Raw genomic sequence first — 15,566 nt, forward strand, 5'->3', positions numbered from 1 at the left:
ATTAACGGACAACTCGCCAGAAGAGGAAAATTCCGACACTAAAGGCGGATACAGTGGGTAACCATCCGGCAATGACTGGGGAAAGTGCGCCGCTTAAACCGAGGGCATCACCAACGGACATGAGGAGATAGTAAGTAAAAATAATTAAAACGCTCAGTCCAAAACCGGTGGCTCTTCCGGCGGTGCGTTGGGGACGAGTGCCTAGGGCGGCTCCCATTAAGCCAAAGGCGATACAGGCGAAGGGAATGGCAAAGCGCTGTTGAATGCGGATTTGCAGTTTGCGAATTTGTTTGTCATCGCCGCTCATTTTGACGATTTCCAGGTAGTTGAGGGATTCAGCAATGTTCATTTCCTCGTATTTTGTGCCAATGGAAGCGAGATCGAGGGGAGCGCGGGGAAGTTTGAGCTGTTGGCGATCGAATTTGACGATATTTTTGAAGGAGCCGGATTGATCGACGACGTAGATCGTGCCGTTGAAGAAGTCCCAGGTGCTTTCCTCGGCGTTCCAGGAAGCGGCTTCGGAGATGATGATTTGTTTAAATTGGGATTGGGAGCGATCGAGGATGGTGAGGCCTTTCATTGCTTTGCCGTCGAAAAATTCGGCATAGAAAAGACGGGTTAACACACGCACTTTTTTCCCGTCAGCGAGTTCTTTGCGCTGATATTCGGGATAAAAGATGTTCATTGCCTCTTGGAGGGGTGTTTCTTGTTTGAGCGCTCGCTCTAGGGTAAGGGTGGCTTCTCGTTTGGCGGCAGGAACGACGAGTTCATTGAAGGTGAAGGTGATACCGGTGAGACAGAGGCTAAAGATGAGGGTGGGTACGAGGAGACGGTAAAGGCTTACGCCACAACTGCGGAGGGCGATCAGTTCGCTGTCGCTTGATAGGCGACTGTAGGCGATGATGCATCCAAGGAGGAGGGCGGTGGGAATGGCGAAGGAGATGAAGTAGGGAAGTTGGAGGAAGAAGACTTTGAGGGCGATCGCCACGGGTAGCCCAACTTCACTGACTTTGCGGACGAGATCGAATACTGTGCCGATCGCCACGCCTACGGAGGTGAAGGCTCCGAGTCCAAAGAGAAAGGGGGAAACTAATTCATGGATCAGATACCGATCCATGACGGAGATGGGGGAAAATTTCGGGCGTTGGGGTTGGGTGTCTTCCTGGGATACGCTAGAAGTCATAGAGGCAGTTGCAGTTAAGGGTTGTGGCTCACCGTTGGAAATTATCGCCTAAATAGTATTGTCGCACTCTGGGATCTTCATAGAGTTCTTCAGCATTGCCAGAGGCGAGGATTTGGCCATCGCGCATAATATAGGCTCGGTCGGTGATGGCGAGGGTTTCGCGGACATTGTGATCGGTAATCACGATGCCTAAATGGCGATCGCGCAAGTTGGCGATTAGGGTTTGAATTTCGGAGACGGCGATCGGATCGACTCCGGCGAAGGGTTCATCTAAAAACAGGAATTTGGGCCCCTCTTTACCCGCAGCGAGAACTCTGGCTAACTCGGTGCGTCGGCGCTCTCCTCCAGAGACTTGAATCCCTTTCGTATGAGCAACGGTAGAGAGGCGAAATTCTTCTAAGAGCTTTTCGGTGCGCCAATGCCATTCCCGGCGGGGGACTTGGGTTTGTTCTAGCACCAGTAAAATATTCTGGCGCACGGTGAGATAGCGGAAGATACTGGCTTCTTGGGGGAGGTAGCCAATACCGAGTTGAGCGCGTTGGGAAATTGAGAGGGCGGTAATATCTTGGTCGCCCAGCCAAACTCTGCCTTGAGTGGGCTTTTCCAACCCCGTGCCCATATAAAATGTGGTGGTTTTTCCGGCTCCATTGGGGCCGAGTAATCCCACGACTTCTCCTTGTGCCACAGAGAGATAGACGCGATTGACCACCTGTCTTTGTCCATAGGATTTATGAACATTATCCAATACCAACTTCACAATACTCCTTACTCCTTACTGAGTGACTGATGAATCATGACTTATAAATCAGGAGTGGGGGGCAGGGGATCGGGATTACCGGCGTTATCGGTGGATTCGGGGACAATGTAGATGGCTTCGACTTGTTGCCCTTGGGTTTGGGGGAGGGCAACAAACCGACCTTCGTCTATCAAGTAGGTGACGGTTTCTCCTCGGAGGCTATTTCCTTCTTGGAGGACATAGACATTACCACTGAGGACGATGCGCCTCTCGCGGCTAAAATATTGGGCTTGGGCGGCTGTGGCTTGAATATTGCGGGCGGGATAGAGGACTTGTACGTTACCCCTAGCGGTGAGGACACCGGTTCTAGCGTTGGCTTCTTGGATGTCTGCTCGCAGGGTGATGGCGCGATTTTGTCCATTTTGGGAATAGGCAGCCGGTAGACGACCGATGCCTAGAGTAATGGGAATCATGAGGGCTAATGTGCCCACTAAATGACTCCAATGGGGCGATCGCAGGTTTCTCATAAGCACAAAGTCCTCTCCGGTTGAGTTAGTCTCTCTTTTTCTTTACCTAGGATACTGTAACCGGAAAGGGGATGTGGAGTGTTGTGGTTGAGATCAAAATCGTAGGGTGTGTTAGTCACAGCGTAACACACCGAAAACAGTCAGCTATAGTAGGTTGGGTTAAACGAAGTGCAACCCAACAGACAAGAGTGGCGATCGCACTACAATATGGCACTACAATAACGTCAGTGCTTCTTCTAGAGACAACTTTTTCTCAAGCATCGTCATAATAATTGGTAAGTAGCGATCCATTGTCATCACATTCGTATAAACCACATTCTTGATTAACGGGCTATAATTATTACAATTCTCCACATCAATCGAAGTCTTAAACCGAAGGATACGCTCCTCAAAATTCAAATCGAAGTTGCCAATCGTTAAATGATAATTGATATTCATCAACAATTTACACAGCTTCGATTCTTGCGCTTTTGGAAACTTGAGGGCAATCATTGAATAAAAAATCAGTTGTTCTAAATCTTCTTTCGCTTCCGCTAAACATACCCATTTTCCATGTTCTCCTTGAAAGAGCAGTTTTAAGGCCGGTTGCTCTGGAATTTTCTCTACCATCCAATCTTCCGACTCAAAGAAACCTAATACATTCTCTAAAATAGAAGGCTTTTTGACTCTTTCAAAGTTGAAATAGTCTAAGTCTTCTTCTCCGTTGTCTGATGCCGAAAAACCAGCTAAAATCGCTTCTTCTAATTCAGATTGGAGATTATCCCGCAATAGATTAGCAAACGCTTCGGCAATAGGTTCGCTTGCTCTGGAATCTTTTGCCATCAGAGTAGGAACTTGTTCTACCAGAGTAGCCATTAACTGATGGGAATTGGCATCAGAAAGGGTCGAGGGGATGCTATCTTGGAGAAAACGAGTCACCGTTTCCAGTGCTAAATGTTCTAGAAGCTCCTCATTTTCCACATCCAATTGAGACCAATCTACATAATCCCACAACGTGCGATAACCCACCACCCCACTTTCCTGTTGCTGTTGCACCGATAAAGTTATCCAACTTTCCGTTTGCACCAGTCGGGCGTTTTTCTGATGTTCCCCCAATTCCTGAAGGTAAGCAAGGGCAGTTTCTGCATGAGCTGCTTCTTGCAAGCGCAGAAGATATTCTGGGTTAAGAGTAACAGTGATTTGAATGGGAAGATTGGGTTGAAAATTGCAGCCTTTTTGGGTGTTCGTCAGTTCTGGTAACAGTTGAAAAAGGTTATTTTTTTCTATAATCCGATAAGTTTCTAGATTAACTTCAAATGTAAGATCGCATTTTTCTAACAACAGATGCGGTTGCCACCACTCCAAGTTGACAGATTCGAGAGAGATGGGCAATGTTTTGGGGCTATGAAAAGTGGGTTGATAATCAGCTCGCATCTCAATTTTGATAACTCATATAAAATTTATCTCAATATTTTTACTTGAGTTGTTGGATAATTTCGACTATTTCTCTATTTTGACTGGAGCTGGAATTTTCCTGTTGATGCAAATTGTTATAAAAGTCTTCCTTTAGAGCCTCAGCCTTATCTTTTATACCTAACTCTTCCTCAATATAATCCAATAGCGACTGTTCTGGAATCGTACCTTCTGTAGATTTAAAAAATTCTCCTATCCATGTAATAATTTTCTTTTGCACTCTTTTTTTTATACCTCCTTGCGGAATTTTTCCTAAAATTTTAATTAAATTGACCACTTTTTGTCCAGTTATATCCATTCTCTTAGATTTAGATTTTTTGGATTTTCCAAATAAGTCTATCAACAATTTTTCTGCGTTCGGTTTTCCATCACTAACCAACAAATATAAGTGTTCAGCATTGATAAAACGGTTTTTTCCTTTAGTGCCACGCACAGCTTTATATATTCCTTTGAGAGCACCATAAAGTTTGTGAGCATACATTGCAGCACTCATGGCAAGATTGATAGTTTCAGAGAATATCGCCAATAAGCCACCTGTAATCAATGTTAAAGTTCTAGCGATAAATTTAGTAATATTGGCAACTGCCATAGATAAACAGTAACTGGCTAACCTAGAAACTTTATTATACCCATATGCAGCTAAAGTAGCTAATTCAGGATCTTTTACAGCTCCGGCAAATTTTGCTAACCTTTTCTTCGCTTTTTTACGCATTTTAATGTATCCTAAGCCAGCGAAGAGATTGGAAATATTAAAAAGATCAAGCACTTCATTAATCGTTCCCATATAGCTAGAAATATCTTGATATATCGCTTCTCCAGACTGAAAATTCTGTTCTATTTTTTCAGGTGAAATATCCTTTGGATTTTTAGCATCTGCTTCCAATTCTTTCATTTTTTCATTAATTTTAGTATAAGTTCCATCAACCTTTTTTTCTATCTCTTCTTTCTTTGTGTCTTTTTCTTTTTTAACATCTGTATTCTTCTGTTTCGCAAATTCATCATCTTCTTCCTTAATTGCTAATGCCCCTTTAGCTCCTTGAATTGCTAGAGATAATTTTCCCTTCTTGAATTCTTTTTGATACTCTGGAGGGGCATAATATTGTAGCATATCTTTTCCATGTTCCTCTGCATCACTTTTTGCTTGTAGAATAGTTTCCAACAAACGATTCATTACATCTTTCTTTGCACTTTTAGCAAGAATATTAATTTCATCACTACTCAACTCTAGACGTTTACCTTTTTGTTGTGTTTTTTTACTATTTTTTTGATTGAATTCTTGTTGACTTTTTGTTGTGTTCTCACCTAGAGAGTATTTATCTTTCACTGAATTAATTTTTTGGATATCATAAAGCTCTTGTGTATGTTTACTTAACCATTCCTGAGTGTAAGAATTAATTTCTCCTAATATTTGGTATGCCTCATAAAAAGATCCAGCCTTATTTTTTTCATGAAATTCAGCTAGTTTTTTATTAATATCTACTCTTACTCCTCCCCCAATTGTCGATGGTGAACCTCCCATAGATCTATCCAGTTGTGTAACTGTTGGAATGTACATATTAGGGTTCACTTCTATAAATGCCTCAGTAATACCATCATCTCCTTTGTTAACCTGAATTGGCGTTGGTTTTATGTGAGGGCCTTGTAGCTGACTTTGACTGTTCCCTATAGCTTCTTCCTCAAGATTATCTATATCACCAACAGCTTGTTCTAGTTGCGATATTTTAGAAGCGTGAGGCGCTCTAGGACCTTCATTTTGGCTACTTTGGCGTTCTCTATTATCTGTTGGAACAAGGTTGGGTTCTATAATTAACTCCCCTTCATCTACCTCACCACTCATACAAAGCTTAATCATCCAATCTGTCAACCAGCTTCCTTGTATTGCATTTCCGATCTGTCCTTGCTGCTGCACGACGTGGGTTAACTCGTGGGCAATTAACTCTTGTCCGCCTCTATTTTGAGGTTGATATTCCCCTTGTTTGAAAAAGATATTTTGTCCGGTGGTAAAGGCTTTGGCTTGGATGGACTCGCTTAACTGATTCGCTTGAGCATCGGTGTGTATTTTCACTCCCGAAAAATCGACTCCCATGGCTTTTCCCATTGACCGTTGTAAACTCGGCTCTAGGAATTTGCCGCCGTTTTTGGCATGGTTAATGGAGGATTCTAATTGAGTTGGAGCTTTTCCTCCGCCTAGGGTGGACTGCTGTCCTGTGGGTTTTAAGCGTAAGAGGAGATTGGATTCTTGGGTTTTTCGTTGTACTGTGGTATGCTGCTGGGCATCATTGGAGACAGGGCTGTTGATCTGTTCGACAACATCACGGGCGACGGTGTTGGCTTGTTGCTCGTAGCGATCGCTGGGTTGTCCAATTTCTAATTTGGCTTGTAGGGTGGCTGAGGGTTGTAGTCGTTGCAGAGGGCTGGGCTTGCCACTACCGCCAGGTTTCCACTCTGGAAGCTCCTGTTCAGTTTTCCTCTGTGCCTTGGGTTGAATTACGGGGGGCGCAGCAAACTGAGGAGAACTGCTTTCTGGGTTTTCTTTCCGACGGGAAATGCGGGTTTTGGTTTGGCGGCGGCGAGGAGACATGGGGAGGCCAAGGGGAGATAGGTTTATTTTCTTAGTATAGTATAGCAGGCCTAAATGAGTTATGTAACGATTGCCCCTCATCCCCCTACCCCCTTCTCCCACAGGAGAAGGGGGAAAGTCCCTCTCCCGTGGGAGAGGGATATAGGGAGAGGGCATTTCCAATTGCACAATTCATTTAGACTAGCTATATATTAGGATCGGGAGGCCAAAAAGGATGAAAATTGAACAGAGAAGCGATCGCTAATCTTTACATCAACAACCAAGAGTTTTAATCTTCAATAATATCGATTGTCTTCCTGTCCACCCTACCTGCCGAGTGCTATTCTATTTCACTTTCAGTTTCTGGTTTATGCCCAATAGTTTTTGCTCGATCCCTATTTTAACCAAATAGCTTGTCTTTTAATTCTGGAGTTGTTTTACCCACTAACTCCGCCGCCGTAATTTGACCATCCTGTATATTTTGTTCAGCATCCTTAAGCTGCTGCAACCAATTGGGGTCTTTAACTTCGGTATGACCTCCCTTCACTTTTTCTTGCTGAACTTTGCCATTTTTATCTATAACTTCTGTATAGCTGCCTTTCGTAAAGTCAACGATTCTGCCTCCAAATTTAGCACCAATTCTGGCCTCCTTACTCGTACCCGTGGGCGAAAATTCGGCACTGGTTCCTTTGGCATCATGATATTGACCATAGACATCCGTGCGACCCATTCTTGATGTTTCTGCTCCAATCAATAAGCCACCGGGTTTGTCGAGAGTTGGAGGTTCATAGAAAATGTACATATGGCCATGACTACCATCGGGTAACGTGACCTCACCCGCTAAATCTTCTCGACCTAAGCCACCCAAAGGTATATCCATGCCATAATGCTCTTCTGATTGACCTTTACTGTTATTACCCATTGGGTTTAGTTCTGTGAATGTTTCGGTTTTCCCGATATCAATATCATGGGTAGAAAAATCTCGAGTATCCACTTGAGCTTTTCCATAGTCAGTATCGGCGATCTTTTCACTGCTCACTTGATTAGGTTTCTTCGATCCTTTAGAATCCTTTTCTTTTGATGTATTTCCTAACAACCAATTAATGAATTCATTCCGGTCTTGCCCTTTAGATATAGCAGGTAATTTAACCATCACTCGCCCGCCATGAGACAGGGCTACTGCTACCGTTTCTGGCCAATCATTTTTGAATATCTTGTCAGCCGTGTCATCGCGATACTTGAGTCCACTATGGAGAACAATAAAAATTCGCCGCAGAATATTTTGAGCGGATTCAGTTTGTTCCCGCAATTGTCTAGCTCTTTCTGTGCCCAACTGAGATACGGCATCTTCAGGAATTGGAGCTAGGGTTTGCTCCCACATTTGCGTATCTTTTTCATAGATATGCTGTTTCACATTAGGATCTGTTTTTGCCATTTCCGCTTCATAACGTAAATAGCCAAGAGTTTGTCGGTATTCAGGATTGCTTATTCCTAAGTCCCTCTGATAAGTGGCAATTTGGAGTCGATGGATACGGGTTAATACATGATTTCCAGTTGCTAATGGCAAGTTTTCTAGGCCTCGATGTTTTTCAGTCCGATGCCAATCGAGGGTTGTTTTCTTTTCTTTGGCAACTTTGTCCAACTTATCGTTGGTCAAAAAGCCTTTCTGGAGTAAAAAACTTTTGCCTTGTTCATCTTGACTCAATGTGGATATGGCCAAAACTTCTTCAACGCTTAGAAAACCTTTATCTTTATCTCTCTTCTCAGCGTTCTTAACTAATTGATCTATGATATTCGTCTGATCTGGATATTTTGTTTTGGCTGGATGTTTGCCAAACAAGCTCGATGATGGGGTTCCATGCTCAGTATAAATGTGTAAGTGTGTGGAGCGAATATATTGTTGAGAATCTGCGACTTTGAACCAAATATTTCCAGCACGGTCTTTCCTATGATCCATGGAATTATTGCTAATTTTAACTTTCTCCCCAGGCGATACCTTCTTGCCTTCATTCTTAAGGGTGTCATCTCTCAAATGAGTGTTATTGTTGACTGTATATTCTGTCCAGTTTCCGGAAGATCCCGTATTTCCAAGATCGAGTTCTGCTGTTGACTCCGTATCTTCAGGATCAAGTTGTATAGTAGGGGCAGTTTTTCCTTGTCCTGTTAATTGAGTGTCTACAGTTTCAGCCATGGGAGCGTGGAGCGCTTGTACGACATTATGGGCAACTTGGTCTGCTTGTTGCTCGTAGCGATCGCTGGGTTGTCCAATTTCTAATTTGGCTTGTAGGGTTGCTGAGGGTTGTAGTCGTTGCAGAGGGCTTGGCTTGCCACTACCGCCAGGTTTCCACTCTGGAAGTTCCTTTTCCATTTTCCTCTGTGCCTTGGGTTGAATTACGGGGGGCGCAGCAAACTGAGGAGAGGTGTTTTCTGAGGTTTCTTTCCGACGAGACACATGGGTTTTGATGTAGCGGCGGCGAGGAGACATGAGGAGGCAAAGGGGAGAGAGATTTATTTTCTTAGTATAGTATATTAGGATCGGGAGGCCAAAAAACTAACTTGAGGCAATGACAATTGAACAGATAAAAGATCGCCCTATTCTAGCCGATCGCCAAGCTACCATAGATGAATTAATTGAAGCAATTAGCCTCATTCGCTCCTTGCTAGATCTCCACATTGCTCGCAACACAGAGGAAGAGGTAACTGATATATCCGACAGCCTCCAGGACACTCCCTTCATTCGCCGTACTCTGGAAAAACCAGGCACGCTCAATACCTTAGCGCGAACCTTTGGGCTATCTCCATTTGAAATCAGTATTTTACTCTGTTGTGTAGGACAAGCCATTAATCCAGACTTTCCGGATGTATTGGCGATCGCCCACAATAAACCTGACTGCAATTATCCCACTTTTCAACTCTGCCTAGACTGTTTTCCTCAACCCCATTGGGATGCCTTCACCGAAACCCGTCCCTTGCGAAAATGGCAACTGATTCATACTGCTACCAGTCCAGAAATTACCCGCGCCTGTTTACAAATTGATGAAGCGATTTTGCACTATTTAATGGGAGAAGCTTATCACGATCCGATTCTGGCCGCAGTCCTTACTCCCCTTCCCCCCTTAAGCACAAGTGTCCTGCAACCCTCCTATGAGACAATTATCCATCAAGCCGTGTCCGTATTTCAGGGAGTGTCCAAGACTCAACCGATTCTTCAACTCTGCGGCCCACTGAGGGAATCTCAAGCAGAAATCGCTACCCATATTAGCGAGTATTTACATTTACCCCTCTATCGTCTGCCCAGTGATGCCATTCCCAAAAATCGCCAGGATCTGCAACGGTTTGTCATGCGGTGGCAGCGCTGGTATGCTCTGGCTCCGAGCTTGTTGTTGGTGGATGTGAATGAATCAATAACAGCAGAAAGTCAACTCTCTTTACTGTTCCCCTTTTTACAGTCTCTTCAAGTCTCGGTCATCATTGCCACCGATGAACGGTTGCCCCTCTCCCATGCGGTTACGTTTGATGTGGGAGGGCTGCAATATGGGGAACAACTGGAACTGTGGCAAAAGGCATGGCAGGATTATCCGGAAGATGTGGATCGATATTTGCCCTCCCTAGCGGCTCAATTTCGCTTATCCGCAGTGATGATTGAAACCGCAAGCGCAGCCGTGCGATCGCAGTTCGATTTAGCCCCTAAAGACATCAGTGAGAGACTTTGGCAGTTTTGCCGCTTACAAGCCAGACCAGAATTAGAAGCGTTAGCCCAACGCATTGAGGTGAAAACCACCTGGGCAGATTTTGTCCTTCCAGAGCGAGAAAAACGGATTTTGGAGCAAATTCTCATTCATGTCCGCCAACAGGCAACGGTGTACCAAAATTGGGGGTTTGCGGCAAAAAATCAGCGCGGGTTAGGGTTAACGGCCTTATTTGCGGGAACCAGTGGCACGGGGAAAACCACGGCGGCGGAAGTGTTAGCCCATGAACTCAAATTAGATTTATTTCGCATTGATTTAAGTGCGGTAATGAGCAAGTATATTGGCGAAACGGAGAAGAATTTACGCCGTATTTTTGATGCTGCGGAAAAAGGGGGCGGAATTTTATTGTTTGATGAAGCGGATGCTCTGTTTGGTTCGCGCACAGAAGTGAAAGATAGCCACGATCGCCACGCTAATATTGAAGTGAGTTATCTGTTGCAGAGAATGGAAGCCTATCAAGGATTAGCCATTTTAACCACTAACTTTAAGGATAATTTGGATCGGGCGTTTTTGCGTCGCCTGCGCTTTATCGTCAATTTCCCCTATCCCAAAGCGCCAGAACGCAGTCAAATTTGGCAGCGCGTTTTTCCCCGACAAACTCCGACAGAGGGCTTGGACTTTAAGCGGTTGGGGCAATTGGATGTGACGGGAGGAAATATTAAATCCATTGCTCTGAATGCGGCATTTTTGGCGGCTGAGGCTCAGGAACCGGTGAAAATGAGCCATATTCTGGAAGCAACGAAAATGGAATATTTGAAAACGGGGCGATCGCTCACTCGCACGGAAACCCAAGGTTGGGAGCTGGATGTAAGCAGATCTGGAGATCATCTATTATAAGGATCATCAATCCGGTGGAAATCGATGATTCAGAGCTTATTCCCTCATCTTCGCCAACAGATTCAATCCTGGTTTACCAAGGCTCAAAATGTCACTCAATCCGATGACGATTTAATTGAACTGCCGGATACGCTCTTAATCGCCCCCAGTCAGGCAACCTTAAGGTAACTCAACTGAAGTCGGTTTAGCAATATGGGGCAATCCCCAGCCCAATTTTTCCCGGAGAATGCGGAAAAATTCGGGATCTTGCAGGCGAATAAACCGAGCTGAATAGGGTGATTTTTCAATTACTACCTCATCTTCAGGAGAAACATAACAGCCTCCATTACCATCAACCACCATCACTAACCGATTGGGATAGACAGGATAGATCGTTACTGGATCGCTATCATTAAAAACTAGAGCGCGTGAGGCCAAGGAATGGGGACAAATGGGCATCAGTTGCAGCACAGGCACTCCAGGGGTGACCACTGCTCCCCCTGCACTCAGGGAATAGGCGGTAGATCCAGTTGGAGTTGATACAATGACTCCATCAGCGGCCATATCAACTGCGGCATGATGACCGATTTGGATTTCAAAATGGCACATACTGGTGAGAGGTTCTCGGTGCAGTACCATTTCGTTTAAGCATAGGGCTTCCCACATACTGGTACGTTGGGAGTTATCTGTAGTCTTGGCAGAATTTTGAGCGCGATCGTTATAGACACGCACGGTTAACATGGTGCGGTCTTCTATGGTGTAATTGTCGTTCTCTACCCGATCGATCGCTTCTGAGAGATGATTAATATACGTTTCCGTCAGAAATCCCATGTGGCCAGTATTGACCGTTAACATGGGAATGCCGCAAGGAGCCACTTGTCGAGCAGCAGAAAGAACCGTACCATCGCCACCCAAGACGATCGCCATTTTCATTTGTGAATGAAAGTTTGGGGGAACCAGATGAGCGATCGCCGTATGGCATGTGGGGCGATCAGGATGGGAATATCCCAAGATCCCCCCTGCACCAGTCGCCAGTTTCACACTCCATCCCCGTTGGATCAGTTGCTGTTCTAGTTCTTCTGCGACTCGGCAGGCGGTTGGTTTAATGTCGTTGTAAATAATCCCAGCTTCGGGCACGCTAATACCAGTATTGAGAAGGTTGTCTAAAGGATTGGTCTAAGAATTGTACTTCAAAGGGGTTAAATCCTGCTCACCCATCTAGGGTTTTCTAAGAACGAGATTTAAACGGGCTTTTGCGTTTTTTGCTTTTTTGCTTCATTTTTTCGCGCTCGTATTCGACTTCCTTGAGTTTCTTCAGAATACGGCTAAAGTATTCCTGCATATAGGAGTCTAAGGTGGTGGTGTCTTTGGGGTCAAGGCCAAACACATTATAGACTTCATCCATGGGAGCGCTGAGGGGTTTACCACTGGCTTGAACCTCAGCAAAGGCGAGGCGATCGCTAATATTCCATGTCCATTGGAAAAATCGCGTCATCCCACGTACCGCTCGCAACAAACCAATTGGCATTCGGGAAACCCTCGCTTGTCTTCCAGAGAGTCTTTCGCACAGAGCAATAATTTCATCCCCATTCCAGGCTTTTGTCCCCACCAGAGGAAACGTGCGCCCTTGAGTTTCTGGCACACTCAAAGCCCGAACCGCAAATTTGGCGATATCCTGGGTATCCATATAGGCAACGGGTGAAGATTTTCCCATCACCCAAACCCCCTGTTGATCCAGGATAGGGATAGCATACTGGGGAATCAGTCCCTGCATGAAGCCCGCTAACTGAAAAATCGTATACTTCAGATCGGCTTGTTTTAGGAACAGTTCTGTACAGTGCTTGATTTCCATCAAAGGCACTTGGGGATATTGATCGGCATCCAGAATCGAGAAAAAGATGTAGCGTTCAATACCCGCTTCTTTAACCGATTGAATTAGGGAGACTTTGGCATCCCAGTCTACTTCTTTCATACTCAGGGAGTCGGTGGGACGGGATGTAGCTGCATCAATAACGGCAGTAACACCTTCTAGGGCTTTTTTAATACTTTCAGGTTTACATAAATGGCCTTGGGCAAGTTCGGCTCCCCGTTCTTTAAGAAATCCCGCTTTTTGCGGATAACGGACTAAACAGCGAACTGAATGGCCTTCTTCTAAGGCGCGGAAGACGATCTGTCTTCCGAGTGTGCCTGTGGCTCCAACAATTAATAAAGTCATTGATTATAGTTTACAAAACGTAACTTTTTATAAGAGTCTATCAGAAAACTTCAAGAATCTTGACATTCATTCATAATTTTTCTGGACTTGGGGGTAGATCTGGGGGTTTGTCCTCCAGGTCTAACGGAGATAAAGAAGGCGGGGAGGCTTCCCCGCCAAGGATGAGAGCATTACAGCCGATCGCTGTGAACTTGAGTTAAGCTACCTCAGATTAGCCTTCGACACTATTCTGAATTTTCAGCAGCAGGAAGCCTAAACCTAGGCCCACCATAATTAAACTGGAAGATAGGAATGCAGCATTAAAGATTTCAGCGCCCATGGTTTAAGTAATATCCTTTAAGGTGAATTGATTGACAAATACAGGCTTAGACTCCAGACCTCTGGGACTAAGCGCCTAGGTTGATTGTAGAACAGTTTTGACCCATGGGGTCATAGGTAATAGGTCATGGGTAATAGGTTGAACCGTTTAGCGATTACACTCGGCGATCCGATGGGAATTGGCCCGGAAGTGATTTTGAAAGCTCTGGCCGATCGCCACTTTCAGGAGCAGATTCAGATTACGGTGGTTGGATCTGCGTCCATTTTACAGGAAACCTACAGCCGTTTAGTATCTCAAGGACAACCTTTAGCCGATCCCGATCGCCTCTCAATTCTGGATATTCCCCTACCTCATGAAGTGTCTAAAGCACTTAAGTTAGGTGTGGGCAATGGGGCGAGTGGATGGGCCAGTTTTGCTTATCTACAGGAGGCCATTTCCCAAACCTTAGCGGGTAACTTCCAAGGGATTGTCACCGGCCCTATTGCCAAATCCGCCTGGAAAGCGGCTGGATATGATTATCCAGGACAAACGGAACTTCTGGCGGAAAAAGCCGGTACAGAGCAATTTGGCATGTTATTTGTGGGGCGATCGCCTCATACCCAGTGGCAACTAATTGTCTTGTTAGCAACCACTCACATCCCCCTGGCAAAAGTTCCAGAAATCTTAACACCAACTCTCCTAAACCAGAAGCTACAATTGTTAGTTAATGTTTTGCGCGACCAGTTTGGTCTTAGCCAACCTCGGATTGCGATCGCCGGACTCAATCCCCATAGCGGCGAACAGGGGCAACTGGGTACAGAAGAGATCGATTGGATCGCTCCCTGGCTGGACGCATCTCGCCAGCTCTATCCCCATCTCACCCTAGATGGCCTCATACCACCAGACACCTTATGGGTTAAACCCGCTCAAGCCTGGTATGACTCATCCTTTGCCGCCCAAATCCATGATGCCTACATCGCACTTTATCATGACCAAGGATTAATCCCGGTGAAAATGATGGCTTTCGATCGAGCAGTCAATACCTCCATTGGTTTACCCTTTGTGCGTACATCACCAGATCATGGCACGGCCTTTGATATTGCGGGCAAAGGACTAGCCCATGCTACCAGCATGAAAGCCGCCATTCAACTGGCTACTGAACTGGTTTACCAGAAAACTGTTATTGGTTGATGACTTTGGCAAGATATCTTAATATAATTAGAGGCGATATAGCGCAAAAATAGAAAAAGTTCAGTATTCAGGAATACAGAACTTAAGTTAAAATCTAATGGATGGCGATCAAACGCCTATCTCCGACCGTTCTCATACACCATTCCAAACATCAAGAGGGTGAAAATGCTTCAATCTATTCGTTACTCCTTAAATATGATTCAAGACGAGGCCCGCAGTCTCGTACAAGACGGAGTGATTAGTCGTCAACAACCGATTTATGTTCTTTGTAAATATATTCCCGCCCGTGAATGGGGTTATGTTGAGTGTGAATTAGAAAACGGCAATTTCTTACTTAGAGACCGGATTGGAGACCTTTTAGGACGCGAAGAATGGGATAATGACTAGATTTCAAAGCCAGACAGGGGATCGATAATCGATCCCCTGTTCGTTGAGAACTCTAACTTTCTTCTTGGCGTAACTTTTCTAACTCAGAGCGTAAAGTGGCCAGTTGTTCCGTCAACTCTTCAATTTCCGCTTGAGGATCTGAATCTATGGGTGTTTCTGGTTCTTGACTGAAGCCAGCAGACTCAGAATCAGCACTAGAATCGGGTGGATTAGTTTTTTCCTTCATCAAATTATCAACAAAATTTCGTGCTTCCTCTTCCGTAATTTTCCCCTTTTCTGACCATTCTTGAGCCAGTTCAGCTAAATTTTCGGTGAGTTTGCGCCAACTTTCTTGCCGCTTCTGCTCATCTTGCAGAACTTCGGCAAAAGAAGCAGTTGCTCCTAGGGTGACATGAAAGCTTTGTTGTAACAGTTGCACTAAGGTTTCAGAATTCATATTCTTGTTTTAGGCT

The 15,566-nt window shown here is 44.9% G+C and carries 14 protein-coding genes; 4 read left to right on the forward strand and 10 right to left on the reverse strand.

The window, feature by feature from the left end:
* Position 1 precedes the first annotated feature (1 nt).
* From PMG71_RS10595 to PMG71_RS10620, 6 genes are all read right to left on the reverse strand, one after another.
* On the reverse strand, positions 2 to 1,183 hold the full coding sequence (locus PMG71_RS10595; RefSeq protein WP_283753648.1) for an LptF/LptG family permease: 1,182 nt from the start codon (positions 1,181 to 1,183) through the stop codon (positions 2 to 4).
* 28 nt (positions 1,184 to 1,211) lie between these two features.
* Positions 1,212 to 1,940, reverse strand: a complete 729-nt coding sequence (lptB, locus tag PMG71_RS10600) for an LPS export ABC transporter ATP-binding protein (RefSeq protein ID WP_347179245.1) — start codon at positions 1,938 to 1,940, stop codon at positions 1,212 to 1,214.
* A gap of 41 nt (positions 1,941 to 1,981) precedes the next feature.
* Positions 1,982 to 2,446, reverse strand: a complete 465-nt coding sequence (locus PMG71_RS10605) for an LptA/OstA family protein (protein WP_283753667.1) — start codon at positions 2,444 to 2,446, stop codon at positions 1,982 to 1,984.
* 213 nt (positions 2,447 to 2,659) lie between these two features.
* On the reverse strand, positions 2,660 to 3,859 hold the full coding sequence (locus tag PMG71_RS10610; RefSeq protein ID WP_283753649.1) for a type III secretion system chaperone family protein: 1,200 nt from the start codon (positions 3,857 to 3,859) through the stop codon (positions 2,660 to 2,662).
* Positions 3,860 to 3,899: 40 nt separating this feature from the next.
* Complete coding sequence (locus tag PMG71_RS10615) at positions 3,900 to 6,479, reverse strand: eCIS core domain-containing protein (protein WP_283753650.1); 2,580 nt, start codon at positions 6,477 to 6,479, stop codon at positions 3,900 to 3,902.
* Between the two features lie 379 nt (positions 6,480 to 6,858).
* Entirely contained in the window at positions 6,859 to 8,943 is a 2,085-nt protein-coding gene (locus PMG71_RS10620) for a hypothetical protein (protein WP_283753651.1), read from the reverse strand.
* Between the two features lie 79 nt (positions 8,944 to 9,022).
* On the opposite strand from PMG71_RS10620, the gene PMG71_RS10625 reads away from it, so the two are divergent.
* Positions 9,023 to 11,044, forward strand: a complete 2,022-nt coding sequence (locus PMG71_RS10625; protein ID WP_283753652.1) for an ATP-binding protein — start codon at positions 9,023 to 9,025, stop codon at positions 11,042 to 11,044.
* Positions 11,045 to 11,068: 24 nt separating this feature from the next.
* Complete coding sequence (locus PMG71_RS10630; protein ID WP_283753653.1) at positions 11,069 to 11,212, forward strand: hypothetical protein; 144 nt, start codon at positions 11,069 to 11,071, stop codon at positions 11,210 to 11,212.
* Here the strand turns inward: PMG71_RS10630 and PMG71_RS10635 are convergent.
* From PMG71_RS10635 to petM, 3 genes are all read right to left on the reverse strand, one after another.
* Positions 11,204 to 12,160: an NAD(+) kinase gene (locus PMG71_RS10635; protein ID WP_283753654.1), complete on the reverse strand. Its 957-nt coding sequence runs from the start codon at positions 12,158 to 12,160 to the stop codon at positions 11,204 to 11,206. The genes PMG71_RS10630 and PMG71_RS10635 overlap by 9 nt on opposite strands.
* 91 nt (positions 12,161 to 12,251) lie before the next feature.
* Positions 12,252 to 13,238, reverse strand: coding sequence for an SDR family oxidoreductase (locus PMG71_RS10640; RefSeq protein WP_283753655.1), 987 nt, complete (start codon positions 13,236 to 13,238; stop codon positions 12,252 to 12,254).
* A 211-nt stretch (positions 13,239 to 13,449) separates the two neighbouring features.
* Positions 13,450 to 13,557, reverse strand: a complete 108-nt coding sequence (petM, locus tag PMG71_RS10645; protein ID WP_283753656.1) for a cytochrome b6-f complex subunit PetM — start codon at positions 13,555 to 13,557, stop codon at positions 13,450 to 13,452.
* Between the two features lie 126 nt (positions 13,558 to 13,683).
* On the opposite strand from petM, the gene pdxA reads away from it, so the two are divergent.
* A complete protein-coding gene (gene pdxA, locus PMG71_RS10650; protein ID WP_283753657.1) occupies positions 13,684 to 14,727 on the forward strand; it encodes a 4-hydroxythreonine-4-phosphate dehydrogenase PdxA in 1,044 nt (347 codons plus the stop codon).
* A gap of 165 nt (positions 14,728 to 14,892) precedes the next feature.
* The gene (locus PMG71_RS10655; RefSeq protein WP_283753658.1) at positions 14,893 to 15,114 is read left to right on the forward strand and encodes a DUF4327 family protein; all 222 of its coding nucleotides are present in this window, start codon (positions 14,893 to 14,895) and stop codon (positions 15,112 to 15,114) included.
* 52 nt (positions 15,115 to 15,166) lie between these two features.
* Here the strand turns inward: PMG71_RS10655 and PMG71_RS10660 are convergent, their stop codons facing one another.
* Positions 15,167 to 15,550, reverse strand: coding sequence for a hypothetical protein (locus PMG71_RS10660; RefSeq protein WP_283753659.1), 384 nt, complete (start codon positions 15,548 to 15,550; stop codon positions 15,167 to 15,169).
* Positions 15,551 to 15,566: the final 16 nt, after the last annotated feature.

The sequence above is a fragment of the Roseofilum acuticapitatum BLCC-M154 genome (genome assembly GCF_030068475.1).
Lineage (GTDB): Bacteria > Cyanobacteriota > Cyanobacteriia > Cyanobacteriales > Desertifilaceae > Roseofilum > Roseofilum acuticapitatum.

Excerpts from the sequence above, each read along its gene's own strand:
- PMG71_RS10595 (WP_283753648.1), bottom strand. The coding sequence starts at position 1,183 with ATGACTTCTAGCGTATCCCAGGAAGACACCCAACCCCAACGCCCGAAA.
- PMG71_RS10620 (WP_283753651.1), bottom strand. The coding sequence starts at position 8,943 with ATGTCTCCTCGCCGCCGCTACATCAAAACCCATGTGTCTCGTCGGAAA.
- PMG71_RS10660 (WP_283753659.1), bottom strand. The coding sequence starts at position 15,550 with ATGAATTCTGAAACCTTAGTGCAACTGTTACAACAAAGCTTTCATGTC.
- PMG71_RS10605 (WP_283753667.1), bottom strand. The coding sequence starts at position 2,446 with ATGAGAAACCTGCGATCGCCCCATTGGAGTCATTTAGTGGGCACATTA.
- pdxA (WP_283753657.1), top strand. The coding sequence starts at position 13,684 with ATGGGTAATAGGTTGAACCGTTTAGCGATTACACTCGGCGATCCGATG.
- PMG71_RS10640 (WP_283753655.1), bottom strand. The coding sequence starts at position 13,238 with ATGACTTTATTAATTGTTGGAGCCACAGGCACACTCGGAAGACAGATC.
- PMG71_RS10625 (WP_283753652.1), top strand. The coding sequence starts at position 9,023 with ATGACAATTGAACAGATAAAAGATCGCCCTATTCTAGCCGATCGCCAA.
- PMG71_RS10655 (WP_283753658.1), top strand. The coding sequence starts at position 14,893 with ATGCTTCAATCTATTCGTTACTCCTTAAATATGATTCAAGACGAGGCC.
- PMG71_RS10610 (WP_283753649.1), bottom strand. The coding sequence starts at position 3,859 with ATGCGAGCTGATTATCAACCCACTTTTCATAGCCCCAAAACATTGCCC.
- PMG71_RS10615 (WP_283753650.1), bottom strand. The coding sequence starts at position 6,479 with ATGTCTCCTCGCCGCCGCCAAACCAAAACCCGCATTTCCCGTCGGAAA.
- PMG71_RS10630 (WP_283753653.1), top strand. The coding sequence starts at position 11,069 with ATGATTCAGAGCTTATTCCCTCATCTTCGCCAACAGATTCAATCCTGG.
- petM (WP_283753656.1), bottom strand. The coding sequence starts at position 13,557 with ATGGGCGCTGAAATCTTTAATGCTGCATTCCTATCTTCCAGTTTAATT.